32 protein-coding genes, 3 tRNA genes and 1 pseudogene are annotated in these 23,473 nt (G+C 61.9%); 27 read left to right on the top strand and 9 right to left on the bottom strand.

All coding sequences use genetic code 11. From position 1 onward, the window contains the following. Positions 1 to 54: 54 nt before the first annotated feature. Positions 55 to 324: a hypothetical protein gene (locus tag EGJ86_RS07320; RefSeq protein WP_125834604.1), complete on the top strand. Its 270-nt coding sequence runs from the start codon at positions 55 to 57 to the stop codon at positions 322 to 324. A 1-nt stretch (position 325) separates the two neighbouring features. Next, positions 326 to 727 (top strand): hypothetical protein, encoded by a 402-nt coding sequence (locus EGJ86_RS07315; protein ID WP_125834603.1) that lies wholly within the window; start codon positions 326 to 328, stop codon positions 725 to 727. 50 nt (positions 728 to 777) lie between these two features. On the opposite strand, the gene EGJ86_RS07310 is transcribed toward EGJ86_RS07315, so the two are convergent. Further along, on the bottom strand, positions 778 to 1,356 hold the full coding sequence (locus EGJ86_RS07310; RefSeq protein WP_125834602.1) for an Arc family DNA-binding protein: 579 nt from the start codon (positions 1,354 to 1,356) through the stop codon (positions 778 to 780). Positions 1,357 to 1,449: 93 nt separating this feature from the next. Between EGJ86_RS07310 and EGJ86_RS07305 the strand changes: the two genes are divergently transcribed. The 8 genes from EGJ86_RS07305 (at position 1,450) to EGJ86_RS07270 (ending at position 7,312) form a co-directional block, all read left to right on the top strand. Beyond that, positions 1,450 to 1,596, top strand: coding sequence for an Arc family DNA-binding protein (locus EGJ86_RS07305; protein WP_125834601.1), 147 nt, complete (start codon positions 1,450 to 1,452; stop codon positions 1,594 to 1,596). Beyond that, on the top strand, positions 1,593 to 1,955 hold the full coding sequence (locus EGJ86_RS07300) for a hypothetical protein (protein ID WP_125834600.1): 363 nt from the start codon (positions 1,593 to 1,595) through the stop codon (positions 1,953 to 1,955). The genes EGJ86_RS07305 and EGJ86_RS07300 overlap by 4 nt, the downstream gene beginning before the upstream one ends. After that, positions 1,955 to 2,806: a KilA-N domain-containing protein gene (locus EGJ86_RS07295; protein ID WP_125834599.1), complete on the top strand. Its 852-nt coding sequence runs from the start codon at positions 1,955 to 1,957 to the stop codon at positions 2,804 to 2,806. The genes EGJ86_RS07300 and EGJ86_RS07295 overlap by 1 nt, the downstream gene beginning before the upstream one ends. A 1-nt stretch (position 2,807) precedes the next feature. Further along, positions 2,808 to 3,110, top strand: a complete 303-nt coding sequence (locus tag EGJ86_RS07290) for a hypothetical protein (RefSeq protein WP_125834598.1) — start codon at positions 2,808 to 2,810, stop codon at positions 3,108 to 3,110. Between the two features lie 384 nt (positions 3,111 to 3,494). Then, complete coding sequence (locus EGJ86_RS07285) at positions 3,495 to 3,809, top strand: hypothetical protein (protein ID WP_125834597.1); 315 nt, start codon at positions 3,495 to 3,497, stop codon at positions 3,807 to 3,809. Positions 3,810 to 3,854: 45 nt separating this feature from the next. Next, positions 3,855 to 4,166 carry a hypothetical protein gene (locus tag EGJ86_RS07280; protein WP_125834596.1) on the top strand — a complete coding sequence of 104 codons (312 nt, stop codon included), beginning with the start codon at positions 3,855 to 3,857 and terminating at the stop codon, positions 4,164 to 4,166. 101 nt (positions 4,167 to 4,267) lie between these two features. Continuing rightward, entirely contained in the window at positions 4,268 to 7,087 is a 2,820-nt protein-coding gene (locus tag EGJ86_RS07275; RefSeq protein ID WP_125834595.1) for a tape measure protein, read from the top strand. A gap of 33 nt (positions 7,088 to 7,120) precedes the next feature. Continuing rightward, positions 7,121 to 7,312 carry a hypothetical protein gene (locus tag EGJ86_RS07270; protein ID WP_125834594.1) on the top strand — a complete coding sequence of 64 codons (192 nt, stop codon included), beginning with the start codon at positions 7,121 to 7,123 and terminating at the stop codon, positions 7,310 to 7,312. Here EGJ86_RS07270 and EGJ86_RS07265 read toward each other — a convergent pair. Next, on the bottom strand, positions 7,309 to 7,575 hold the full coding sequence (locus EGJ86_RS07265) for a hypothetical protein (protein WP_125834593.1): 267 nt from the start codon (positions 7,573 to 7,575) through the stop codon (positions 7,309 to 7,311). The two genes, EGJ86_RS07270 and EGJ86_RS07265, sit on opposite strands and share 4 nt — an antisense overlap. A gap of 78 nt (positions 7,576 to 7,653) precedes the next feature. On the opposite strand from EGJ86_RS07265, the gene EGJ86_RS07260 reads away from it, so the two are divergent. The 16 genes and pseudogenes from EGJ86_RS07260 to EGJ86_RS25175 all read left to right on the top strand — a co-directional run. Then, a complete protein-coding gene (locus EGJ86_RS07260; protein WP_125834592.1) occupies positions 7,654 to 8,166 on the top strand; it encodes a hypothetical protein in 513 nt (170 codons plus the stop codon). 3 nt (positions 8,167 to 8,169) lie between these two features. Next, positions 8,170 to 9,894, top strand: coding sequence for a hypothetical protein (locus EGJ86_RS07255; RefSeq protein ID WP_256672369.1), 1,725 nt, complete (start codon positions 8,170 to 8,172; stop codon positions 9,892 to 9,894). Beyond that, positions 9,895 to 10,329 carry a hypothetical protein gene (locus EGJ86_RS07250; RefSeq protein WP_125834591.1) on the top strand — a complete coding sequence of 145 codons (435 nt, stop codon included), beginning with the start codon at positions 9,895 to 9,897 and terminating at the stop codon, positions 10,327 to 10,329. Then, a complete protein-coding gene (locus tag EGJ86_RS07245) occupies positions 10,316 to 11,689 on the top strand; it encodes a hypothetical protein (RefSeq protein ID WP_125834590.1) in 1,374 nt (457 codons plus the stop codon). Before EGJ86_RS07250 ends, EGJ86_RS07245 begins: the two co-directional genes overlap by 14 nt. 2 nt (positions 11,690 to 11,691) lie before the next feature. Next, entirely contained in the window at positions 11,692 to 12,330 is a 639-nt protein-coding gene (locus EGJ86_RS07240) for a hypothetical protein (protein WP_125834589.1), read from the top strand. Between the two features lie 165 nt (positions 12,331 to 12,495). Beyond that, positions 12,496 to 12,954 (top strand): hypothetical protein, encoded by a 459-nt coding sequence (locus EGJ86_RS07235; RefSeq protein WP_125834588.1) that lies wholly within the window; start codon positions 12,496 to 12,498, stop codon positions 12,952 to 12,954. Next, the gene (locus tag EGJ86_RS24960; protein WP_158620895.1) at positions 12,938 to 13,159 is read left to right on the top strand and encodes a hypothetical protein; all 222 of its coding nucleotides are present in this window, start codon (positions 12,938 to 12,940) and stop codon (positions 13,157 to 13,159) included. Before EGJ86_RS07235 ends, EGJ86_RS24960 begins: the two co-directional genes overlap by 17 nt. Before the next feature lie 12 nt (positions 13,160 to 13,171). Next, positions 13,172 to 13,738 (top strand): hypothetical protein, encoded by a 567-nt coding sequence (locus EGJ86_RS07225; protein ID WP_125834587.1) that lies wholly within the window; start codon positions 13,172 to 13,174, stop codon positions 13,736 to 13,738. A gap of 4 nt (positions 13,739 to 13,742) precedes the next feature. Next, positions 13,743 to 15,032 (top strand): DUF1566 domain-containing protein, encoded by a 1,290-nt coding sequence (locus EGJ86_RS07220; protein ID WP_218565878.1) that lies wholly within the window; start codon positions 13,743 to 13,745, stop codon positions 15,030 to 15,032. Positions 15,033 to 15,083: 51 nt separating this feature from the next. Continuing rightward, the gene (locus EGJ86_RS07215) at positions 15,084 to 15,494 is read left to right on the top strand and encodes a four helix bundle protein (RefSeq protein WP_125834586.1); all 411 of its coding nucleotides are present in this window, start codon (positions 15,084 to 15,086) and stop codon (positions 15,492 to 15,494) included. 276 nt (positions 15,495 to 15,770) lie between these two features. Further along, complete coding sequence (locus tag EGJ86_RS07210; protein WP_125834585.1) at positions 15,771 to 16,871, top strand: RNA-directed DNA polymerase; 1,101 nt, start codon at positions 15,771 to 15,773, stop codon at positions 16,869 to 16,871. After that, positions 16,872 to 17,486, top strand: a complete 615-nt coding sequence (locus tag EGJ86_RS07205; RefSeq protein WP_256672367.1) for a DUF4376 domain-containing protein — start codon at positions 16,872 to 16,874, stop codon at positions 17,484 to 17,486. Then, complete coding sequence (locus tag EGJ86_RS07200) at positions 17,455 to 17,850, top strand: DUF1353 domain-containing protein (protein WP_125834584.1); 396 nt, start codon at positions 17,455 to 17,457, stop codon at positions 17,848 to 17,850. Before EGJ86_RS07205 ends, EGJ86_RS07200 begins: the two co-directional genes overlap by 32 nt. Continuing rightward, complete coding sequence (locus EGJ86_RS07195; RefSeq protein WP_125834583.1) at positions 17,847 to 18,386, top strand: hypothetical protein; 540 nt, start codon at positions 17,847 to 17,849, stop codon at positions 18,384 to 18,386. The genes EGJ86_RS07200 and EGJ86_RS07195 overlap by 4 nt, the downstream gene beginning before the upstream one ends. Next, positions 18,383 to 18,853, top strand: coding sequence for a hypothetical protein (locus EGJ86_RS25290; protein WP_125834582.1), 471 nt, complete (start codon positions 18,383 to 18,385; stop codon positions 18,851 to 18,853). The genes EGJ86_RS07195 and EGJ86_RS25290 overlap by 4 nt, the downstream gene beginning before the upstream one ends. Continuing rightward, a pseudogene (locus EGJ86_RS25175) lies at positions 18,777 to 18,956 on the top strand (hypothetical protein); the annotation flags it as partial. The gene EGJ86_RS25290 and the pseudogene EGJ86_RS25175, both read left to right, overlap by 77 nt. 229 nt (positions 18,957 to 19,185) lie before the next feature. On the opposite strand, the gene EGJ86_RS07185 reads toward EGJ86_RS25175, so the two are convergent. The 4 genes from EGJ86_RS07185 to EGJ86_RS07170 form a co-directional block, all read right to left on the bottom strand. Next, a complete protein-coding gene (locus EGJ86_RS07185; protein WP_125834581.1) occupies positions 19,186 to 19,734 on the bottom strand; it encodes a cytochrome b in 549 nt (182 codons plus the stop codon). 135 nt (positions 19,735 to 19,869) lie between these two features. Further along, a tRNA-Met gene (locus tag EGJ86_RS07180) sits at positions 19,870 to 19,946 on the bottom strand. Positions 19,947 to 20,060: 114 nt separating this feature from the next. Beyond that, positions 20,061 to 20,137: transfer RNA gene (locus tag EGJ86_RS07175), tRNA-Met, on the bottom strand. A 114-nt stretch (positions 20,138 to 20,251) separates the two neighbouring features. Next, positions 20,252 to 20,328: transfer RNA gene (locus tag EGJ86_RS07170), tRNA-Met, on the bottom strand. 136 nt (positions 20,329 to 20,464) lie between these two features. On the opposite strand from EGJ86_RS07170, the gene dinB reads away from it, so the two are divergent. Then, positions 20,465 to 21,517: a DNA polymerase IV gene (gene dinB / locus EGJ86_RS07165; RefSeq protein ID WP_125834580.1), complete on the top strand. Its 1,053-nt coding sequence runs from the start codon at positions 20,465 to 20,467 to the stop codon at positions 21,515 to 21,517. Positions 21,518 to 21,611: 94 nt separating this feature from the next. Here dinB and EGJ86_RS07160 read toward each other — a convergent pair whose 3' ends face one another. From EGJ86_RS07160 to EGJ86_RS07150, 3 genes are read right to left on the bottom strand one after another with little or no spacing between them, the layout of a single operon-like run. Next, complete coding sequence (locus tag EGJ86_RS07160) at positions 21,612 to 22,010, bottom strand: META domain-containing protein (protein ID WP_125834579.1); 399 nt, start codon at positions 22,008 to 22,010, stop codon at positions 21,612 to 21,614. A 4-nt stretch (positions 22,011 to 22,014) separates the two neighbouring features. After that, positions 22,015 to 22,446 (bottom strand): hypothetical protein, encoded by a 432-nt coding sequence (locus EGJ86_RS07155; protein WP_125834578.1) that lies wholly within the window; start codon positions 22,444 to 22,446, stop codon positions 22,015 to 22,017. Between the two features lie 27 nt (positions 22,447 to 22,473). Next, positions 22,474 to 23,469: a 2-hydroxyacid dehydrogenase gene (locus tag EGJ86_RS07150; RefSeq protein WP_125834577.1), complete on the bottom strand. Its 996-nt coding sequence runs from the start codon at positions 23,467 to 23,469 to the stop codon at positions 22,474 to 22,476. Positions 23,470 to 23,473 lie beyond the last annotated feature (4 nt).

Here is a 23,473-nt window from a genome sequence, read left to right as displayed (position 1 = left end):
GGCAATGGATAATGCGGCGCGGCTGAAATCAGCTAGCTTGTTCTGGGAAAAAAAATGGCCATATTTCTTTTTGTGCCCGCTACTGGTCATGATGCACTCAACGGTGCGCTGACCAGCTTGCAGGCCGAGAACCGCCTAGATTTCATCAAACTGCCTAAAGAAGGCATTTTCATCAGCTTTCACGGCACCGCCCAGGAGCTTTCTAACATCCTTGGCGTAACGGACGGTTCGAACGGTACCGGCGTCGTAGTGGGGGTTTCCTCGTACTATGGCCGTGGCCCAACGAATATTTGGGACTGGATATCCTCCCGCTGGGAATCATGAGATGGCGGCACGTACCCCTAAAAAGCCTGCAGCAGTCGAAAACACGACTCCGACGCCTCCCATTGCGCCGCCCCCGGCCAGTGCCGAGTCTTGGACGATGCAGGCTGTTGTGCAATTGACTGCGGCAACTGCCAAGCTTGAGGGTGCGATCACTACGTTGTCTGAGAAGTGTGGCGATCTCAAGGATGGGCAGGATGTGCTGTCTCAGCGTATTGAGAAGCTAGAACGCAAGGTAATCGTTGCCACCACTGTCATCGCGGTTGTGATCGCACTTGGCTCGGTGGTGTTCGGTGTTGCAGGGTACGTCGGCAACAAGGCCATCGATTTTGGCCTGGAAATGGCGAAGGGCAAGATGCAGGAGGCAAGCCAGGTAGTGCCACCCTCTGTACCGCCGCAGCAGTGAGTGATTACCTCCAAAAAGCCCCGCAAATGCGGGGCTTTTTGTTGGGCGGGCTACTTGTCTTCTTCGCGTCGGCGGATGCGGCGCTCTGGTTTTACCGTGGTAGGGATTTCCATGTCGGTATCAAGGGTCACGCCCGCGTCCAGCACGGTCAGCTCTTCCCGCCGTTTGGCCTCCCACTCGGCCTGATCCATGCCCAGCGGCCTGGTCTGCTTGCGTAAGGGGCGCTTGGCGGTGGGGGATGGGGTGTTGCCGCGTTTTTCGAGAGAAAGCTCATCGTCGGGTTCGCGCACCGGTAATTTGTCGATCAAGGCGCTAAGGCGAGCCTGAACGTCACCCATGGCATCGAGGCGGTCAATCAGCTGCTGAGTCAGAGCATCCGATTCTTCGCTTCGCGGTATCTGCTGCATCAAGCCAAGCATCGTGCCCGTCAGCGTCATCTCGGTCATGAGCGACTTGATTTCCAGCGCCGTCATGCGGCCTTCGGCAACACGCTTCTCGGTGAAGCTTTCTTGGAGGCGAGCCACCACTTCCGCCGTTGTCGATCGGTTGTTCTGGCGGGCGGCTTCTTCCAGCTGAGCCTTAAGGTCAGCGGGCATCCGGAAGTTTACTTGTAGGTCTGGTTTAGTCATTTGCCGATTTTCTAGCAGATTGCTATAGACAGCAACAAAGCAGATTGCTATAAATTAATCTCAATAAAGCAAAGTGCTTGGTAAGGAGGCGCTATGAGGGCTGACCCGCAGATGGTGGTACGTGTACCAGAGGAATTGAAGGTTTGGATCAAGGTTCAGGCGGCGCTGAATAGGCGCAGCCAGAATGCCGAGATTGTGTATCGGCTGGAGCAGGCGAAAAAACTAGAGGAGGCGGCATGAACACCGCGCAAGAAAAAGCCCCGACGCGGCAACGTCAGGGCTCGGATGCAAACCGTTTGGAGGTGATTCGCGTGAATAAAGCTAGCACGGCCCAGGCTGCTGGGCAAGAACAGCGGCGGTTTTTGGATACGCCCGAGGCAGCCTTTGCGCTGGTCGGCGATATCGACCCCATCTGCCTTGATGATCTGCTCAACTGCATGCTGCTGCGCTCCGGCGCCTTGGTCACCATGCTGATGGGCAGCATCCATGATCGCGACGGCATCACCTACAACCCTTCCACCATCACCAATCTGCTCTGGCTGCTGCAAGGCCAGATTGATCAGATGCAGGTGGTCGTGGCCAAGTTGGGGGCTGAGTGATGAGCGAGCTGATTATTGCTGGTACTGGCATTCGCCAGGATGCAGAAGGGCGTTACTCGCTGAACGATCTGCATAAAGCGTCAGGCGGCGAAAAGCGGCACGGTCCAAGCTACTGGTTGGCTAACGCTCAAACCGTTGAGCTTATTGGTGAGCTGGAAACTACCGGAAATCCCGTAATAAGCGATACCGAAAATCCGGTATCGACCATCAAGGGAGGTAAGAACCAAGGAACGTACGTCTGCAAGGAACTGGTTTATGCCTACGCAATGTGGATCAGTCCTAGATTTCACCTGCAGGTCATCCGTACCTTCGATGCGGTGGTAACGCAGCAGCGTGGCCAAGCCGAGTTCGCTCAGGGTGTCTTCAAAGAGTTCCAGGCCACCCGCCTGGAGCTGATCACCACCGTGGCGGACATGACCGAGCAATCCCTGCGGCTCGCTGACCTGATGGGGTTGAAGGATAACCAGGGACGCTTCTACGCCGACAAGCTGGTAAAGCGCCAAATTGGTGTGGGCCCGCTAGAGTTGCTGGATATCAAGGCATTGCCGTCGGGCAATGACGCTCTCTTCTTCACGCCGAAGGATCTCGGCGAGCGAGTGGGCATGTCGCCACAGTCATTCAACAAGTTGCTCCAGCGGCTTGGCTATCAGGAGACGGAACGCAAAGGGCGCCGATCAGTCTGGAGGCATACGCTCAAGGGCGAGCCTTGGGCGCGCTACGAAGACACAGCGCGGCAACACAGCGACGGTGCGCCAGTCACAGCCCTGCGCTGGAAGGCGGAAATCCTCGACGAACTGAAGAAGGATGCGGCTGATCTGGGCCGTGTGCTTCGGCCTGTAGCGAGGGGTTGATATGGCTAGCGTGGTGCAGTTCCCAACCAACCCAAATTTCGTTACCGCGCGTGAACTGGCCCGGCAGCGCTGGGAGGCTGGAGATTTCCGGGGCCCAGGCATCTGGCTTGAGCAGGAAGCGCTGGGGCGTATCGAAAGCGCCATGACTGAGCTCTACAACATGGCCAACGCTGACCAGGCGCCCGGCGGAATCAGTCCGAGTGTGGTTGCAGCGAAAACACTGGATGCGCTGATCTGGCTAGCAATGGCGGCCGAGATCAGCCGCTTAGCGCTGGCGGAATCCGCCCAGCGGTCGCCGGGATAGCCACTTAACCAAGGTATTGCCGATAACCCAGCCGGTTGCTGGGTTTCGGTGTTGGTACTGATCGGCTAGAGTTCCTGCCATATCCATAGGGAGGGAAACCCGATGCAGTGTCCAGTATGTGAGCATGAGGCGCCAGTCGCTGCCTTTGGAGACCCTCTTCGATGTCCGGAGTGTGGCGCCTTCTATGAGAAGGCCGTGCAGCTTAAGGCTCGAAGAGATGCTGGAGCCGGAAGGCAACCTGAGCCGGATCGGGTGCAGCCCCCAGTCAATCCTAATAGGGGGCGGCGTGGTTCTAGGTCTAGTGTCTGGTTGGCGGCGACTGCGATTTTGGTCATCGGGCTTGTCGTGCTCGCAAGGGCTTGCAAGCCAGCAGGTAGCCCGACTTTGGCAGCTAAAAGTGAAGCGCCTGCCATTGATAGAGCTCAGAGCGATGTCGGGCGGAGTTATGCAATTTTGCGAATTGCACAGGAAAATGTAAGAAAAAGGCTTAAAGATCCTGAGTCTGCGAGTTTCAGTGACCTATTTATCGGTCAGTCTGGGGTACCTTGCGGATCGGTTAACTCAAAGAACTCTTTTGGCGGTTATACGGGATATCAAAGATTCCTAGCTTCTGGTGGTGGGTTGGCTGTTCTGGAGAGTGATATGTCTCCGGAAGAGTTTGAAAAGACCTGGCAGCAACTTTGTAGAAGAACCAATTGAAAACCAAACCCGCTCCGGCGGGTTTTTTATTGCCCGGAGAACGATATGAGTGAAGGCGCTGTTGGTAAGTCGGTGATCAAAACATTAAGCGGTGGCCGGCGAGTGTGCTGCATGGAGCTGACGGTGGGCCAGGTGCGTGGCTTGCTCGATGTGCAACCTGGAGGCGGGCTGGTTGATGAGCTGCTGCTGGAGGAGGTTCGCCTGGTCGATCTGCCGGTGTTCACCGGGCTGAAAGCGGAGGAGCTGGAAGAGATGTTGCCGAGCGAGCTGGAGGTTCTGGTGGAGGGCTGCAAGGAGGCAAACCCCAGTTTTTTTCGCATGCTGGCCACGGTTGCCAGTCTCCGCAAAGCAGCCTGAAGAATCTGGATGACGTGGCCTGCAAGCTGGTCCGGCTTGGCCACCATGGTGTTTGGGCTTACCCGTGGTCCTTATTCCTGCGCGCAATCAAGGGGTGATGTATGACTGACGTTGAGCTGCGGCTAGTCGCGGACGTCGACAATGCTGTTAAGGGCATTGGCAGCCTGAGCAAGGAGTATCAGGGGCTGGTGAATCAATTGGCCAAGCCGCTGAAACAGGTGAACGCCTTCCGTGAACTGGAAAGCAGCCTGGAAGGTACTGAGCGTCAAACCCGCTCGGCGCGTGACCGCGTGCGCGAGCTGGGTGATGAACTGGCTCGCACTGCCGAGCCGAGCAAGCAACTCACGGCACAGTACCGCGATGCCGTAAATGAGCTCCGGCGGCTGGAACGCGCAGAGGGCACGGCCCAGCAGCGCCTGGCCCAGCGTCGCCGCGAACTGCAGGCAGCGGGCGTTGATACCCGCGACCTGGTTGCAGAGCAGCGGCGGTTAAGCCAGGCACTGCAGGGGACCTTGGCGGCCGGCCGAAATGAGCAGGCAGTGAGCGGCATCCGTGCCCAGTCTGCCGCGCTGGCTCAATTGGTGCGTGAGCAGCGCGCCGCCAGCCTTGAAGCCGCCCGCCAGAACCTGGGCGTGAATCGCTATCGCGAGCTGCAGGCTGAAATCGGCCAGGTCCGCGTGCAGTACCAGCTGCTTCGTACCTCTGGCAAGCTGACCACGCAGGAGCTGGCCATCGCCCAGCGCTCGATGACCGAGCGCGTGCGTGAAACCCAGCGAGCCCTACGTGAGATGAACGCCGAGCAGCGCCGGGCCAGCGGCATTTCCCAGTTGGGTGGCGGGATCGGTGGGGCGATTGGCGCCATTGGTGCGGGCTATGCCGCTGTGTCCACCATCAGTTATGTGTCTAGAACTGCAGATGCCTACAACCTGATGAATGCGCGGTTGCGGCTGGCCACTGCTAGCCAAGAGGAGTTCAACGTCGCGCAGCGTGAGCTGAGCCGGATTGCGGAGGCGACAGAGGCACCGATTCAGTCGCTGGTTACGCTGTATGGCCGGATCAGCCGCCCGCTGCGTGAGGCGGGGCGCAGCCAGGCGGATATCCTGCGGCTCACCGAAGCTGTGTCTACGTCGTTTCGGGTGTCTGGTGCCACGGCGCAGGAGGCAGAGAACGGCGTTATCCAGTTTGCCCAGGCGCTGGGTGCTGGTGCGTTGCGCGGTGAAGAGTTCAACTCGGTTGCCGAGCAGGCGCCGCGCTTGATGCAGGCGCTGGCTGACGGGATAGGCGTACCAGTTGGTGCGCTAAAAGAGATGGCGGCCCAAGGCGAGTTGACCGCCGCTGTAGTGACCGATGCCCTGACCGGGCAACTGGAGACCTTGCGGGCAGAGGCTGAAACGCTGCCCGACACGGTAGGCGGTGCCATGACCCGGCTGCGCGATGTGATGAATGAGGCTGTGGGCGGTACGGATGTTCAGCCTTTGATTGATCAGATCAAGAGGCTCTCCGAGGCGGCCTCTGATCCAGCAGTTCAGGGTGTTGTGCAGGGAATCACTGGGTGGTTGGTGAAGGTGGCTGCTGAGATTCCTGGGCTGCTTGCCGATTTTGCTCGGCTGGGGCCGCAGTTCGCTGCTGTGTTTGCTGCTGCGACCGGCAATATCACCGAGCTGGATAAGATCGATGCAAGAATAAAAATGCTGCGCCAAAGCTTGGAAGCTCCAATCATCACCGATGATATCTACAACTTCCTTACTGGAACCAGCGAGGAAGATGTGCGGGCCGAGCTAGATATGCTCACGAAGGCTAGGGCCAAACTGATCGAAGACCAGACCGGCCTGAACGAAGAGATGCAGTTCTTGGCTGATGTTGCTGCCGCTGCTACGGAGCAGTCTCGGGCGCGCGATATTGCTGATTACGCCAAGTACATCGGCGATCTGGAAGTCTTGCGCAAAAGCCAAATCAAGGCCGCTCAGGATGGCGCCAAGGCCCTGGTGGCGGCTGAGAAGAAAGCCACCGCCGACCTGCAGAAGGTGCGTGACGATCGCCTGAAGATCGAGCAGCGATACCAGGAGGCGCTGGCCGGCCTGGGGGGTACCGGTGAAGCAAGCTATAGCTCCGCGCAGAACCTGAAAATCGGTGCCCGCAATGCGCTGGCCAACGGTGACGTGGAGGGCGCGCAGCGCCTGGCGCAGGAAGCGCTGAAGATGCTGCAAGACCTGGCGGCCGCCGGCGAGAACACCTACGGCTTCCGTGGCTTCATTCAGGAACTGCAGCAAATCGAGCTCGCCGCCAACGATCTGGAGCAGAGCAACGCCGAGGACAAGCTGAAAAGCATCCAGGACGAGATGCAGCGACTGAAGGACAAGGCCAAGGAGCTGGAAGGGCTGCCGGTATCGGTGAAAACCGACGACGCCACCATCGAACAGGTGCGTACCACCATCGAAGAGCTGGTTGCGCAGTTGAGCCAGAAAGAGGTGGTGATTCCGGTGCGCGTGGTCAGCCCTGATGGGCCGATCATTAAGGATCTTGTGGCACCGCAAGACACCGTGATTCGTGATCTGCAAGTGCCGCAGTTCGCCGGCGGCGGTTACACCGGCCCTGGTGGTCGGCTGGAACCTGCTGGCGTGGTGCATCGCGGTGAGGTGGTGTGGTCGCAGCTGGACGTTGCCCGGGCGGGCGGCGTTGCCGTGGTCGAAGCCATGCGCCGAGGCATGCGCGGGTACGACATGGGCGGCATCGTCGCGCCTCGTGCAATGCCCGCTATCCCATCGCTGGCCCCGGCGCTGCAGCAGCAACTGAGCGACCAGGCCAGCCCTGGTGAATCATGGACGCTGAATTTCCCAGGCGGGGAGAGTGTCACGACGGTAGTGCCGGCGAGTCAGCAGCCCAGCATGCGGCGACTGCGCCTGAAATTCGGTGGTTCTTAAGTCCGCGTCTGCGGGCCTTTTGCGAGGTTAGCGATGAACGATCTTGGTGTGATTGAAATACGTATTGGCACGGAAAATTTCCGTATCAGCCCTAAGCTGGCCAGCAGGCTATCCACGTTGGGATTGAGGCTTGGCCCCAAAAAACCGGATGCCGGAACGGAGTTGCAACTGCTCAAGGCGCGGGTGGCGCGGCTTGAGCAGCAGATGCTAGCTGAGCGGGGCTAAGCCTTCGCCGCCTTCGGCAGCGTAAAACCTGCCATCTCTTCCAGCAGCACAAAGCGAAGGTCCTCCGGGCTCATGCTCCGTACCACTGAAGGCAGCCAGCCGAACTTGTGCACTAGGTAGAAATGCACGGCGTCGATCCCGTCTACGGCTTTGTACTTCTCCCGCTCAGCCAACTTGTCGCCGAACACGTCGAGCGAGTAGGCCAGTTCGCCTTCGACTTGGCGTAGGCGCCTGATCGTTTCGTAATGCTCTTTCGTTTTCAAAGGAACCTCCATGGTTCGCTGTGTGGTGTTGGAGCCAATCAGCGTAGCAGGGAGGCTTGCTATTTTTGGAGCCCTTGAATGTCTCTACCACGGATCATGCTCGGCGGTGTCGAGCTCGTGCTGCACTCGGGCGCGCCAGTCGAAACGCTGGAGCCGCTCGGCGCGGGCAGCAACGTGCTGCGCATGAGTGACGGCGCGGGCGTTAAGCAAACGCACTGGACGAAGATGCAAGGCACCATCAGCGGCCAGGGCTGGATGCCTCCGGGGTTGGTAGGGCTGGATTACAGCCTGCCGCTGGAGCTGCGCAGCACCAAGGTCGAAGCCATTGGCGGTGTCGGCCTGGTGTACACGCTCACCAGCACCCCGCGCCCGGATTTCGCGCCGTGGGGCCTGGCCCTGGTTGGCCGTGATTGGGTGCCTACCACCTGCAGCGTCACCGCAGGCGTTGCCACGTTGGCCGCAGTCGCTGGCGCCACGCAGTACCGCGTGTGCTGGTTGCCGGTGTTCTCGGTGTTCTGCGAGCGCCCCAGCGAGAACCAGGATTCATCCGGCAATACCCACAGTTGGCAAACCACCTGGCAAGAGGCCTAACCCATGCTGATCGGAGCTCAGCCGCTGGCCAGCGGCCCGCTTGCTGTCGCCCTGGGTTCGACCTACGAGCCGGAGTATGTGGTGCGTGGCCAGGCCTTCAACTGGCGCGTGCGCCTGCTGGTGGATGGGGTAGACCTCACCAGCCAGGTTACCGGCATGATCGACGTCGACCTCGAGGAGGGCGCCGCCGCCGTCGGTGGCTTCGTGCTGTACCTGCCGCCAGGCCCTGTGGTGCCGGACGACTGGAAAGGCAAGCCGGTTGTGATCGACTACATCAGCCGCAACCGTGATGGCGTGATCACTGAACAGCGCCTGCTCACCGGCAAAATCGAAATGCCGGAATGGGACCCGACCTGGCGCCTGCTGGCGTGCGATTGCAGCGACCAGTTGCAGCAGCGCGTTGAGGGCATGAGCATCGAGGCCATCGACGCACTGACCGGTGGCCACTGGTCCGCCGACCTGTTCGAACCGGTGACCGGCCGCAGCCGCTGGGACTATGCGCAGGAGCGCATGGAGAGCCGCCCCGCCAGCCTGGATTGCTCGCCGACCGGGCAGGTGCGCGTGACCAATTGGGCGGCGGCCGTGGTGCCGCACTTCGTGTTTGGCCCCGGTACCACGCTGTTCGAGAGCGTGCAGATTGACCTGCAACCGCTTGGCGCCGCCACCAACCGCCTGGAGATCGAAGCCGGCTACCGCTTCCCGCGCCTCTGGCAGCACATCCAGGGCTTTGGCTGGACGCACCCGCACGCGAGCAGCTCAGGCATCCCGGGCTTCTGCGAATGGCGCACGTACACCAGCGACCTGCCGACCACTGAGATGATCATCGACGCCATCACCGGCGCCGGGTTGACCATGGTGGGTGGTGTGGGTGGCTCCAAGCTGCCGCTGAGCCTACCGGACCCATGCGGCGATGGTAGCCCCTGGACGAACCGTTTCGACAATCTCTGGCTGAGCGCCACGGCCTCCGGTGGGCGGCGCTGGGTGCAGCAGGTGACCGAGAGCTACAAGCTGTTGCTGACTGCGACCGGCGGCGAGGACGAAGCCACCCAGGTGATTGCCCGCGACAGCGGCAGCGTGGCCATCGAAAGCGCGCAAGCGGATGAGTGGGAGTCGAGCAAGCCGAGCACAAGCACGCCTGACTACACGGACCTGTCCGACGAAGTGCGCCGCACCTCGGCGCTGCTCACCCTGCTGTGGGGCGGTGCAGTGCAACTGCTGAGCGCGCACCGTGGCACCACGCTCAGCTGGCAGGTGCCGACCGACCTGGCGCTGGGCATCGACACCGTGCACACCCTGCGCCTTGAGGACAAGGCCCTGGCGCTCGGCAAGTGCCGGCGCATCCAGCACCGCATCGATATCGAGGGCGGCACGGCGATCACCACCATCAGCGTGGCGATCAGTCGCGGCGGTGGCGTGGGTGACCCGCTCACCGTGCCGGCCCGGCCGGACACCAGCCTTGAACCGGTTTCGGGTGGATCACTGCTGGTCACGCAGCTGGGCGGTCGCTTGAACGACCCGTACACCGGTCTGGCTATTCCGCCGTATGACGATACCCGCCTGGGCTTCTCGGGCAACTGGGACGCGAAAGACGACCTTACCGCCGAGGACTTCCCGCGCCGGTTCGACGTCGAGGCGGTAGAGATTCCCGAGATATACCGCGACGAGCGTACTGGTGATGTGACCGCGCACTACCGCGTGGCTATCCCCAATGACCTGTTGGAGTTGTAGATGGCGACACTTGCACAGCAGCGCGCCGCGATTGCAGCGGGTATGCGCGCCTCGAGGCAGGCCACCAGCGAAGCGTCGCGCCGGGCAACCGGCGAGGCGATAGTGAGCCGCCGCACGGGGCGCGATGAGGTCGATGACCTCAACGCGGTTATTAGCCAGCCACGCCAGCGCACGAGCCTACGCAGCGTCGAGCCGCGTGGCAGCGTGCCGGCGTTGGTGGGGCGGGGTAACTATGCCGCCCCACCGGCAACCGGCGGCGGCATTGCCAGCCCGCTGGTGGAGCCTACCGCCAGCACGCGCGAGTACTACGACCCGGTGCTGTTGCCGACCACAGACGGCCTGGCCTGGGTGCGGTGGCGCAGCGTGAAGAAGTTCGTGATGCAGGATGCCAACGATGACGAAGTGATTCTGGAGTTTGCCAATGGGGTTTCCTAACAGCCCGGTTGACCCGGAGATCGTGCAATGGGGCTGGCCCTGGCACGGCCTTATCCAGGGCGCGAGTGCGGGCAGTGGCTCGCTCTCGTTTGGTAGTGGCCGGGTGGTGCCGTGCGGTTATGTCGATTACCACAATACCCATCTTTGGGATATCGGCATGCCGGTGCCAGAGGTCGAAACAGAAGACCCTGACGAGCAGTGGCTGAGCCAGGCGATTGTGCGCAGCCGGTACCTCGGCAACGAAGCTTTTGCCTCGGTGGCCTACGGGCAGATGAGCTTCGACGGTGATGGACGCTACCCGTTCTACACGCCCGGCTACGGCGTGATGCGCAGGCAGTTCGCGATTACGGTACAGGAACCGCTGAACCGCCTGCGGCTATCCGGCTTGGTTTTTGGCTGGGCGGCCACTGCCGTGCCGGACATATTCGTCAGCTATGCCGATGCCGGGCTGGGCGGCAAGCCTGCCGACCTTACGAATCTGCGCGTGCAGTTTCTCGACAACAGCCCGGACGGTCGCCGGGCGCTGTTCGCGATTTGCCCGTGGCGGGTGTCCGGGCAGGTCTACTCGATCCCGCGGTCAATCATCGAGATTGAGTTGCGGGGCGACCCGGAGGTGGGTTTCAGCCTAGCGGCGCACCTGATCGCGCCGTATGCAGTGACTTGGGAATACATCGGTACCGGGGGCGGGCCTGAGCCAAGTTCGCGCTATGAACTGCGCGCGATCGAGGCGGTTATCTGGGCCTGGTACGGCATGGACGGCACCGTGGAGACGGTGAAATTTCGCCGTGAAACTGAGTTCGCCGGCGAGATGAACGGTACGACCACAACGCTCCGCCACTCGTTTGACACGACCATCACCACCAAAGTCATTTGCGGTGACCGCGTGGCGGCTCTGGTGAATGACCTGGCTGTGACTGTGAACTACAGCCGCAACGGCGAAGGCCCGACGTGGTCGAACGTCACCCATACCGTGCGCACCGTGGCGGGCGAGGTGGTGGTAAATGCATCCGTACCTGGCGGCCCGCATGATGAGCCCTCGCGCAATCTGCCGTTTCCCGGCTCATCTGCGATGCAGCAGTTTGACTACTCGATGAGCGGCATTGCGAACCCGGCTGACCTGGTGATTCTGTCAAACAAGATACTGGCGCCTGCGGTTAGAGACATTCAGGTGCCGGGCGTGAGCGGCTACCAGTTCTGGTGCGCCGATGCCGTTACGCCAGCCGGCGTTGATGCGGGGCTCTACAAAATCGCCACCACATCCCAGGCGAGCAATCCCATTCCATTCATCTACGGCGCGTTCAACCCGCTAACGGGAGCTGTGGTGCGGAATAACCCGACGACCTATCAGACATGGGTATGAACATGAATTTCATCGACAACTGGATCTACCAGCTTGACGACGTATTGGCGGTCGATGGTGATGCGCTGCCGGTGCCAAGTGATGCGATCGCAAGGCTTGGGCTAGCAGATGGCGTGGCTTACACCGTGGTGTTTTCAGCAGCGTTGGCCCAGGCCGGCGGTGGGGTGTTCGAAATTGCTCATGTAATCGGCGGCGCGGGTGGTGGGTACACGCTCCAGCGCGGGCGAGAGGGAACGGACGCCGCCCTGTGGCCTGCCGGAACGCTGGTGATGGCGACAGTTACCGCGGCGCAACTGGCGGGTTTTGGTGGCGGTGTGGACGATAGCGGCTGGGTAACGCTGGAGCCTGTTGGCGGTTTTGTGTACCCGCCGGATGCTCGGAGAATCGGCGGGGTAGTCTACCTGCGCGGCTTTAAGTGGATTGATCTCGCACAACTCGGCGAGCCACTAGCGCAGCTGCCAGTGGGCTGGAGACCGGCGCAGCAGTTCTATGCAACTAAACCCATTGGGGACCGCATACGCCGTATGTCAATCACCGAGGATGGCATTGATGGGGCCGGCATGATTTTCATCGATCATGTCAACGGCCCTACGGCATCCGACTATTTCGAGTTTGACGGGATCTCGTTTCCCGTCGGCTGATCGGTATCACCCCATATTACGGAGTAGCCAGCCATGCAGCCGGCCTGCCTAGACCTGCCCATTGTTCCTGGGGCAACGAACCGCAAACCGCTCTACCTGCTCCAGCCGCGCTGGGAGCGCCGCGCCATCGCCGAGGTGCAGAAAACTCCATCCCTGCGGCTCACCGTGCCAGGGCACGACCTGCCGGCCGAGTGGCCGTGCTGGGTGGAGGGTGTGAGCGGCTTCACCGCGCTCAACCGCCAACCGCCGCAGCAAGCGCCGTGGATGGTCGGTGTGGTGGATGACGACACGGTGGAAATCAACGCCCTCAACGGCGCCGAGCAGAACGCCCGCGGCGGCTGGCTGGTGTACCAGTCAGGCGTCGACCTCACCGATGCAACGGCAGTGCTCACGCTCACCGGCCCTGGCTACAGCCTGGAGCTGACCACCGCGCCCGATGGCGGCCTGCAGGTGCTGGGCGTGGGGCGGCTGAACATCGTGCTCACGCCAGCGCAGAGCGCGGCCATCCCGCTCGACGGCGTGACCTACGCGCTCGACATTACATGGAGCAACGGCGACGTGGACCGTTGGCTGGACGGCCCGGTGACCGTGCGCCGAGGAGGTGCCCATGGCCGCTGCGCCTGATGTGATCGTCGCCGGCCAACCGTTTGTGCTGGTGCATGAGCCGGTGGCACCGCCGGCGATTGTGGTGGCGGTAGGGGCGCAGGGGCCGCCGGGGCGTAACGGGGTTGATGGCGCGACCATCAGCCCAGACCCAAACAACCAGATTCAGAACCGCCCGACCGGGCTCTACGTGCCGCCCACTGAGTGGGGCGGTACCGAATGGTAATCAGGAGGCCTCATGGCTCAAGTTCGATTCTACAAGGTCACCACGCTGCCAGGCAGCCTCGAAGCCAACGCCTTTTACTACGTCGAAAACAGCAACTACGCCGAGAGCTACCTGACCAACAGTGCCGGTGTGGCGCGGGCGGTGGGCAATTCGGCAATGATCAACGCGCTGATCAGCGAGGCCCTGGCCAACTGGTCTGGCGCCGCCAGCTCGGTGCAGATCGTTGCCGACATTGCCGCGCGTGATGCGCTGATCGCTACGCTCGAAGCCAACGCGATGATCCTGGTGATCGATGCATCGGCTGACCCGACTGTCGACGCCGGTTCAGCGCTTTATGCATACGACGCCACGGCTGAGCAAACCTACAAAGTGGCCGAGTACGAGTCGATGGACGTGGTGCTTAACTGGGCCGATATCGTCGACGGCCCCAGCTCGACGCCCGCGCAGCTCGACAACGCAGTGAGCCTGGCGCACAGCCACTCCAACAAGGCAACGCTCGACCTCATCGGCGCCGACGGTGAGGGTATGACCTACAACGGCCAGGGCGTGACTACTCGCTGGGCTACTAACAACTGGTGATCCTATGGCAGTGATTAAGCATCACAAAGTCGTTGCCGCCCTGCCGGCCGAGTTGGAGGCGGATGCCATCTACTACGTCCGGTCGGGCGACGGGTACGATCAGTACGTCACCAACAGCTCTGGTCTAGTGGTGGCGTACCCACTGAATGCCCCTGGCGCCGATGGCTCGCGCATTAGCCTGGACGGCCCTACCGAGGTATTCGTCACGCAGAGCGTGCTGATCGAGATCACCAATTTCGACGCATTCAGCAGCTACGTGGTGCAGGTATCCGCTGGCGCTGCTGAGATTTCTGGCAGCACGATCAACTTCACCGCCCCGGCCTCAGCCGGGCCGGCCACGCTGACTGTGTTCGCTGATGACTCCCGGCGCGATGTGCTCATCGACATCCTGCCAGAGCGCCCAGCGGCCCCGATCATTACCTCGCCGGCCCCTACCGGCGCCATGGGCAACCCCACTCTTTCGACGGGGCCGTTTGCGCTTATCGGGCCGAACGAGGACATCCACGCAGCGACCGACTGGGAAATCTGGACAGGCCCAGTGCGGACAGGGGAGCTCGTTTGGTCGTCGCCGGGCAATTCGATCAACAAACTGAGCATCACGCTCCCGCAGAACACACTTGCCGTAGCGACCGATTATCACGTGGCAGTCCGGCACATCGGCGAAACATTCGGTCCCGGTGAATGGGCGGAGCTGGCTTTCCGCACAGCCGACCAGTTCCTGCCGACCATTTTTGGTCAGCCGTTCGGGGGCGGGTTTTACGCCGGCAAAGTCCAGCAGGCTGACGGCGTGTACATTGTCATCGTCGCGCCAAAAGCGGCGGAGACGACGCTGCCCTGGAAGAACGCGAACACCGCTACCACTGGCACGTCCAGTCTCAATGACGGCCTGGCCAACTCCAATGCGATGAACAACGCAACGCATGCGGCCGCCCAGTATTGCCGCGCGTATAACGGCGGCGGGTTCGGCGACTGGTATCTGCCGGCTAAGGATGAGCTCGAGGTCTGTTACCGCAACCTCAAGCCGGACGCGACGGCGAACAGTACCTCTCACGGCGCTAACAACAACAGCGTGCCTGCGGGTGCCAACTACACCGCAGTAACCCCAGGGCAGACGGGTGCCGCTGCATTCAAGGCGGGCGGGCCAGAGGTATTCACGGTGCCTACCTGGTACTGGGCCTCGACTGAGTACTCCGCCAGCAACGCCTGGATCCAGCGCTTCAGCGATGGCTACCAGTACATCAACCCCAAGGCCAGTGCGTACCTGGTGCGCCCCGTCCGCAGATTCAAAATTTAGCCCTTAACCCTTTAATGCCCGCGCGTGCGCGGGCCTGCGTTTAGCGTGCCCATGCCTAAATCGAAAAACCTGCCGATCTACCGCGCCAGCTACGAGTTGTTGAGCCTGGTCACCGAGCTTATCCGTCACTTCGCGCGCGACTTTCGGCCATCGCTTGGCAATCGCCTGCACAACGAGGCGGTGCTTCTGGTGCTGATGATCTATCGCGCCAATGCGGCGGAAGACAAGCTGCCTCATATCGGCAAGCTGCTGGAAACGCTGCAGGTCGTGGAAATGCTGCTGCAGCTGTCCTCCGACCTCAAGCTGATCAGCCTCAAGCAATACGCCCGCTCCGCAGAACTGACCGCCGATATCGGCCGGCAGGCTGGCGGATGGCAGAAATTCGCCGCGAGCGGTAACGCCTCGCGCAAAAATCATGTCAGCAGGCTCAACGCGTCGCCCGCTGCTGGATTGCCACGGTGATCCTTCCCGCGCGATTTATCTGGTTGCGTCCCTGGGCTGCAGCCCACGACAGGCCCTTGCGAAACAGCTGCACCATTGCAGCAGGTCTACGGGCAGTTTCCCGGCTGATCGGCACATGCCTTCGGTTGGGCGACGTGAAGATGCAACTTCGACTGAGAACTCCGCCAACAACGCCTGGATCCAGCGCTTCAGCGATGGCAACCAGAACAACAACAACAAGACCAATGCGTACCTGGTGCGCCCCGTCCGCAGATAACACCGCAGGAGCCTGCTGACATGACCCCAACCATGGAAGAAATCGTGGTCGCCTACAGCGACTGCAGGAAAGGCAAGCGCAACACCGACAGCGCCATCTCATTCGAGCTGCGTCTGGCTCGCAATCTGTGCAGGCTGCGCGACGACCTGGCATCCGGCCGGTACCAGATCGGCGCGAGCCGCTGTTTCGTGGTCACCAACCCGAAGCCCCGCGAGGTGTGGGCCGCTGCGTTTCGTGACAGGATCGTGCATCACGTCATGTACAACCGCATCGCGCCGGCGTTCCACGCGACGTTCTCGGCGGCCAGCTGCGCCTGCATCCCAGGTCGCGGCACGCTGTACGGCGCCAAGCGGCTGGAGCGCCAGGTTCGCAGCGTTACGCAGAACTGGTCTCGCCGCGCCTACTACCTGAAGCTGGATCTCTCGAACTTCTTCGTGTCGATTCATCGGCCGACCCTGTTCGGGCTGCTCGAGCCGAAGCTGGGGAACGGCTGGACTCGCAGTATCACCGAGCAAATCCTATTCCACGACCCGCTTCCGCAGGTGGACGTGCGCAGCCCACCGGAGCTGATGGCCTTGGTGCCTCGACACAAGAGCCTGTTCCGCGCAGCAGACGGATGCGGCTTGCCCATCGGCAACCTGAGCAGCCAGTTCTTCGCCAACGTATATCTGAATGCCCTGGACCAGTTCGTCGGGCACCAGATCAAGCCGAAGGGCTATATCCGCTACGTTGACGACTTCATCCTGCTGCATGAAAGCACCGAGTGGCTGAATGAAGCCAAGGTGCGCATTGAGGCGTTTCTGGCTGCGCGGCTGCGTGCGGCAATCAACCCGACCAAGACCGTACTGCAGCCCATCGACCGTGGCGTGGATTTCGTGGGGCAGGTCATCAAGCCCTGGCGCCGCATCTTGCGAGGACGCATGTTGCCGTCCGCCCTCCACCGGATTGCCACGGCCGGGGATGCGGAGTCCCGGCGCAGCAGCGCCAATAGCTACCTGGGCCTCATGCGCCAGTGCGCCGCCTACCGCGAGCGCACGGATATCGCTCGCCGCATGCTGCGCCACGGGCACCCCGTTGATAACAAGCTCACCCGCGCTTTCGCGCATCGCGGAGACATGTAAATGCGCTACTTGAAATACACCTATGTTGATGCCGTAACCGGAATATCAGTAACCGACAGTCCGGTTAGAAATGGGCCGGCCATGCCGTCAGTTGTCGGGCTGCAGTTCGTTTGGGCTCGGGAGAGCCAATACCCCGCGTTCACACCCGAGCTGTTCGGTACTTGCCCGGACAGCAGCGACACCGACCGGCCTGGCGTAATGGGGGTGATGACCGAGACGGAGTGGCTAGCAGCACGGCAGCAGGAGAATGCAGATCGGCGGGCACTGACCGCCCAGCAAATCGCCGCCCGGCGCTGGCAGGCCGAGACAGGCGGCATAACCCTAAACGGAATGCACATCGACACAGGTCGAGACAGTCAGGCGCTGATCACTGGCGCAACGGTTCAGGCCATGCTTGACCCGAACTACTCGCTGCGCTGGAAGACGGTGGCCGGCTTCGTTGACCTGACGGCCGGGCAGATCATAGGCGTGGCTACGGCTGCACGGGCGCATGTACAGGCTTGCTTTAATCGGGAGGCCGAACTGCTCGACGCGCTGGAGGCCGGCACGCTGACGCCCGAAATGCTAGAGGAGGGCTGGCCAAATGAACCGCTTCCCGAACCCACTCCAAGCTGAGCTACTACCCGACCGCAAAACATGGCGCCTCCTGGCGCTTTTTTCATATCTGGACCCTGACCACGGATTGATCGATGTGCCGGCCGGCTTCGAGACCGACTTCGCTTCAGTCCCGCGCTGGCCGCTGACGTTCGCGCTGCTGGGCCAGTACGGCCACGCTGCCGCCGTGCTACACGACTGGCTTTATCGAGCCGGGACACTGAGCCGCGCCGACGCAGATCGCGTGTTTCTCAATGCGCTGCGTTCAAGCGGCATCGCTCGGTGGCGGGCATGGCTGATGTTTGCCGGCGCTCGAATAGGCGGCGCTAAACGATACAAGACCCCGCCGAGCGCGGGGTTTTCTTTGCCTGGAGAAAATCCATGACCCTGAACGAGATCCGTGACCAGGCAATTACGCCTGCGCTCGCGCTGCTACCTGCGCTTATGGCCGAGAAGCGCGCCCAGGTTGACCAGCTCATGCTGACTGCTCATCTGCAGGAGGCGCCGAACCGCGAGCAGTGCCAACTGCCGATTCGCCCCGGCAAATGCGGCCCGGCCCGTGGCATCTGGCAGTTCGAGCGTGGCGGCGGTGTTGCCGGCGTACTGCGCCACAAGAGCAGCCGCGATGCTGCCATCGCCGCCTGCCGAGCGCTGGGCATCGAGCCGACCGTTGACGGTGTGTTCGCCGCGCTGCCGGGCCAGGTGGACGTGATCGACGCCGTGTTCGCCCGCCTGCTGTTCTGGACCGACCCGCTGCCACTGCCGGAGCTGGGTGACGTCGAGGGTGCCTGGCAGTACTACCTGCGCAACTGGCGCCCCGGTGCGTATGAACGCGGAACCCCGCCCGAGCGCCGCAAGCTGCGGCAGAAGTGGGGCGCCAACTATGCGCGCGTGTTGGAAACGCTGCAGGTGGCGGCGTGATTCCCGCCCAGTACCAACTGGCCGCCAAGGCCGGCGGCGTGCTGCTGCTCATGGCCCTGGCCGCCGGCGTTGTCTGGTGGGGCATGGCGCCGCGTATCGACATCGAGGCTCAGCGTGCCGATACCGCCCAGGCCGATCTGGTCAAGGCCGAGCAACTGATCGAGCTGCAGGCCGATGTGCTTGCGCAGCAGCAGAAAACCCTGGGTGACCTGGCTGAGATTGAGCGCCGCATGCAACTGCTCGATCAGGCAGTTGCCCTTAACCGATCAGCCCAGGCGGCTGAATTCGCGGAGTTGAAACGCAATGACAAAGCAGTCGCTGAGTATCTCGCTGGTGCTGTGCCTGCTTCTCTCGGCCGGCTGTACGAGCGCCCCGAAACCAACGACCCCGCCGCCTACACAGCCCCGCATGGAGTGCAGCCTGGTGCCGTGTCGGCTGCCTTATCGACCGGTCGTGCTGGTGAATGAACAGTGGGGCGAAGCGCTGGACGCCGCTGACGCCGCGTTGCTGAGCTGTGCCCGCCAGGTGCTGGCGTGCATTGAGCGGCAGGCAGCTCAATCACCGAAATGAAATGGCCCGGTGCCGTGGGGGAGTCCCTGCGGTACCGGGCCCCTTTTTTTGTGCCTGCGATTTTAGTTTAGAAAATGTAGCCTATGGGCATCCGAGCGAGACGAAGCCGACTTTCGGGGTGGCGGTGGACATGCGGGCTAACCTCTAACGGGCGCCTGGGTGGCGCCTCTGATCAAAAAGTGCGCAATTCTAGCGGCGGATCGGGCACTTGACCAGAGGCGTCTTCACCTCAAATGCGCCCCGGCAGCATGCGCGTCAGGGTGTTATCGCGCACCACGTAATGGTGATACAGACCAGCGACCGCGTGCAGTCCGATCAGCCAGTAGCCGGCGCTACCGGCCAATTCGTGCAATTCCTTGATCTGCCCGGCCAGTGCCTTGTCCGGGCCGATCAGTGCTGGCAGCTCCAGGCCGAATAAGGGAATGGGCTTGCCGGCGGCGCTGAGAATCAACCAGCCAGCCAGCGGCGCACCGATCATCAGGGCGTACAGGGCCAGGTGCATCAGCTTGGCGAGCAGGTTCTGCCAGCTCGGTGGCGCGGGCTGGATGGCCGGGGTAGGGCTCAGCGCACGAGCGAGCAGGCGCAACCAGACCAGAGCGAAGACGCTCAGACCGAGCATGAAGTGCCATTGCTTGAGCAGCTCGCGGGTATCGCTACCTTTGGGGAAATTGCCCTTGAGTTCGATGCAGGCGTAGACGGCGGCGATCAGAATCAGCATCAGCCAGTGCAGGCCGATGGACAGGCTTCCATAGCGTGGTGGGGGGTTCTTCCAGTTCATACAGGCTTCCTCGGTAATGTCCTGCATCTGTGGCAGGTGTTTCCAGCATAGGCCCGCTTGGCTTATGTGAAACTGAGGAAGATCAATACTCGGAAACGATAAAGGCCACTCGTTTGAGTGGCCTTTATCTGAAGGTGGTTGCGGGAGCAGGATTTGAACCTACGACCTTCGGGTTATGAGCCCGACGAGCTACCAGACTGCTCCATCCCGCGGCGGCCATTCTACTCAGGGGAAGAGTGTTGTCAATTGGTTTCTTGCTTTTGATCGAAAATACTAATCGACAGGCAAACAAAAAGGCCACTCGTTAGAGTGGCCTTTTTGGAAGGTGGTTGCGGGAGCAGGATTTGAACCTACGACCTTCGGGTTATGAGCCCGACGAGCTACCAGACTGCTCCATCCCGCGGCGGCCATTCTACTCAGGGAGAGAGTGTTGTCAATCGGTTTCTTGCTTTTGATCGAAAATACTAATCGACAGGCAAACAAAAAGGCCACTCGTTAGAGTGACCTTTTCGGAAGCTGGTTGCGGGAGCAGGATTTGAACCTACGACCTTCGGGTTATGAGCCCGACGAGCTACCAGACTGCTCCATCCCGCGGCGGCCATTCTACCGGTAGAGAGCTTTGCGTCAACTATTATCTTCAAAAAACTGTTTTCAACTCAGATGGTTAGCCTCAAACAACTGTTAGACTTCAGCGAGTTCGACCAGACCTGGCAAGGCTTTCGAGGGTGTTGTGCGCAAGATAATCCACGTTGACTGCGACTGCTTTTACGCCGCCATCGAGATGCGTGACGACCCGAGCCTGGCCAATCGTCCGCTGGCCGTTGGCGGTTCGGCTGACCGTCGTGGGGTGATCGCCACCTGCAACTACGAGGCACGTGCCTATGGCGTGCGGTCGGCGATGTCCTCGCGGCATGCGCTGAAGCTGTGCCCGGACCTGCTGATCGTCAAGCCGCGCTTCGAGGTGTACCGCTCGGTTTCCCGCGAGATTCACGGCATCTTTCGCCAGTTCACCGACCTGATCGAGCCGCTGTCGCTGGACGAGGCCTATCTGGATGTCAGTGAGTCGGCGCATTTCTCCGGCAGCGCCACCCGCATCGCCCAGGAAATTCGCCGCCGCGTGGTGCAGGAGCTGCACATCACCGTGTCGGCAGGGGTGGCGCCTAACAAGTTCCTGGCCAAGATCGCCAGCGACTGGCGCAAGCCCAACGGGTTGTTCGTGATCACCCCGGATCAGGTCGACGATTTTGTTGCCGAGTTGCCGGTGAACAAGCTGCATGGTGTCGGCAAGGTCACGGCTGACAAGCTGACGCGCCTGGGTATTCGCACCTGTCTAGATCTGCGGGAGTGGAACAAGCTGGCGTTGGTGCGCGAATTCGGCAGTTTTGGCGAGCGTCTATGGCGCCTGGCCCACGGCATCGACGAGCGCGCCGTGCAGGTGGACAGTCGTCGCCAATCACTGAGCGTCGAGAATACCTACGATCAGGACCTGCCCGACCTGGAGGCCTGCCTGGAGAAGCTGCCGGCGCTGCTTGAGGAGATGAACGGCCGTTTGCAGCGGCTGGACGCCAGCTATCGGCCGGACAAGCCCTTCGTCAAGGTGAAGTTCCATGACTTTACCCAGACCACCCTGGAGCAGGCGGGGGCCAGTCGGGATCTGGAAAGCTATCGGCTATTGCTGAGCAACGCCTTTGCCCGGGGCGGCAAGCCGGTGCGGCTGCTCGGGGTGGGCGTCAGGCTGCATGATCTGCGCGGGCGGCAGGAGCAGTTGGAGCTGTTCGCGTAGTTGCCGTCGTGGGAGGGGCTTTAGCCGCGGGGTTTTATCGCGGCTGAAGCCGCTCCTACAGGAACAGAGTGCGTCCTGCTGGGCGAGCGTCGTGTCACTCCGCCCACAGGCGAATCGGTTTGCCGCTGGCCTGCCACAGTTGCAGTTGGCCGATGTCATTGAAGTCCCAGCGCTGCACTTCAGTCAGTGCCGCGAGGAAGCGCTGCTCCTGCTCCATCAATGAGGGCGCGCACATCTTGCGGGTGCTGCCCGGGGTTTCGAAACGGACAGAGTCATCCTTCAGCGTGTAGCCAGCGAACCAGTGGTTGCAGCCGGCGTGACCGTGAGCGCGACCGTCAGCGGCAAAGGTCACGGTCAGGTGGCTGCGGTCTATCAGCGGGCGTTCGCCGATCCATTCCACTTGGTAGCTGCGTTCGGTTTCCAGCTGCGGTGCGTCGCTGGCGCAGCCTACCAAGGTGGCGGCGAGCAGGGCGAGGGGCAGGGCGCGATTCATGCTGTCAGGCCTCCTGGCAGGTGCGGCATAGGTGACGACCGGCATCGTTGCGCCAGCCCAGCTCGGTGATGCGGGCTTCGGCGGCTGGCGCTTGCGCGGCTTTGCCAAGGGCCGCATCGACGGCGAATTCGAAATCCAGCTGCTTGCCGCAGCTGTCGCAGTTCACCTGCCAGTTATGGATGGCCAGTTCCTTGAACTGCGGACCCTTGCACACGGCCAGCCATTGGCCGGGCGGGTTGATCAGGTGGCGAACCTTCTCCACTTCCAGGCGCATGTGCAGGTCGCGGCTGCCCTTGAGGGTGACCAGCAGCACGTCATTGGCCTGGATCGAACCGCCGTTGCCGGTGACCTGGTAGCGGCCCGGCGCCAGTGCGCGGCATTCGGTGAGGGTATGTTGCGGGTTGAGCAGGGAATAACGGAAATCGTGTTCGGCCATGGGTCCTCCGGATCAGCCGGCATGCTATCACGCGCCGGCCTTGACCTCATTGCTTGGCCGTCCGGCTAGCCAGGCCTTGATGTTGTCCAGGGTGGTGTGGGCGATGGCCGCGAGTGCCTCGTGGGTGAGAAAGGCCTGGTGCGCGGTGATGATGACGTTGGGGAAGCTCAGCAGGCGGGCCAGGGTGTCGTCCTGCAGCGGCAGGTCGGAGTGATCCTCGAAGAACAGTTCCGACTCTTCCTCGTAGACGTCCAGGCCCAGGTAGCCGAGCTGGCCGCTCTTCAGCGCTTCGATCAGCGCGGGAGCATCGACCAGGGCGCCGCGACCGGTGTTGATCAGCATGGCGCCGCGTTTCATCTGGGTCAGGCGTTCACGGTCGATCAGGTGGTAGCTGGCATCGGTCAGCGGGCAGTGCAGGCTGAGGATGTCGCTGCTGGCGATCACCTCGTCCAGCGGCGCCTGGCGTGCGCCCAGGGCCTCCAGCCCGCTCAGCGGGAACGGGTCGTGAATCAGCACCTGGCAGCCGAAGCCATGCATGATGCGGGCGAAGACCTGGCCGAGCTTGCCGCCGCCGACCACGCCGCCGCGCTTGCCATGCAGGTCGAAGCCGGTCAGGCCGTGCAGGGAAAAGTCCCCTTCGCGGGTGCGATTGAAGGCCCGGTGGGTACGTCGATTGAGGGCCATGACCCGGGCTACCGCGTGTTCGGCCACGGCGTGGGGCGAATAGGCCGGCACCCGCACGACCGGTAGGCCGAGCCGCTGCGCCGCGGCCCGGTCGACATGGTTGTAGCCGGCCGCGCGCAGGGCGATCAGGCGCGTGCCATCAGCGGCCAATTGCTCCAGCACCGGGGCGGACAGGTCGTCATTGATGAAGGCGCAGACCACCTCGCTGCCTTTGGCCAATGCCACGCTGTCGGCGGTCAGGCGTGTTTCGTGGAACTGCAGATGCCAGTCGGGCGGGCAGTTTGCCGCGAGAAACGAGTCACGGTCATAGGGTTTGCTGCTGAACAGGCAGATGCGCATATGG

The organism is Pseudomonas sp. o96-267 (assembly GCF_003935465.1).
GTDB classification, from domain to species: Bacteria; Pseudomonadota; Gammaproteobacteria; order Pseudomonadales; family Pseudomonadaceae; genus Aquipseudomonas; species Aquipseudomonas sediminis.
The sequence above is the reverse complement of the archived record's forward strand: the minus strand, read 5'-3'. Positions and strand labels throughout refer to the sequence as shown.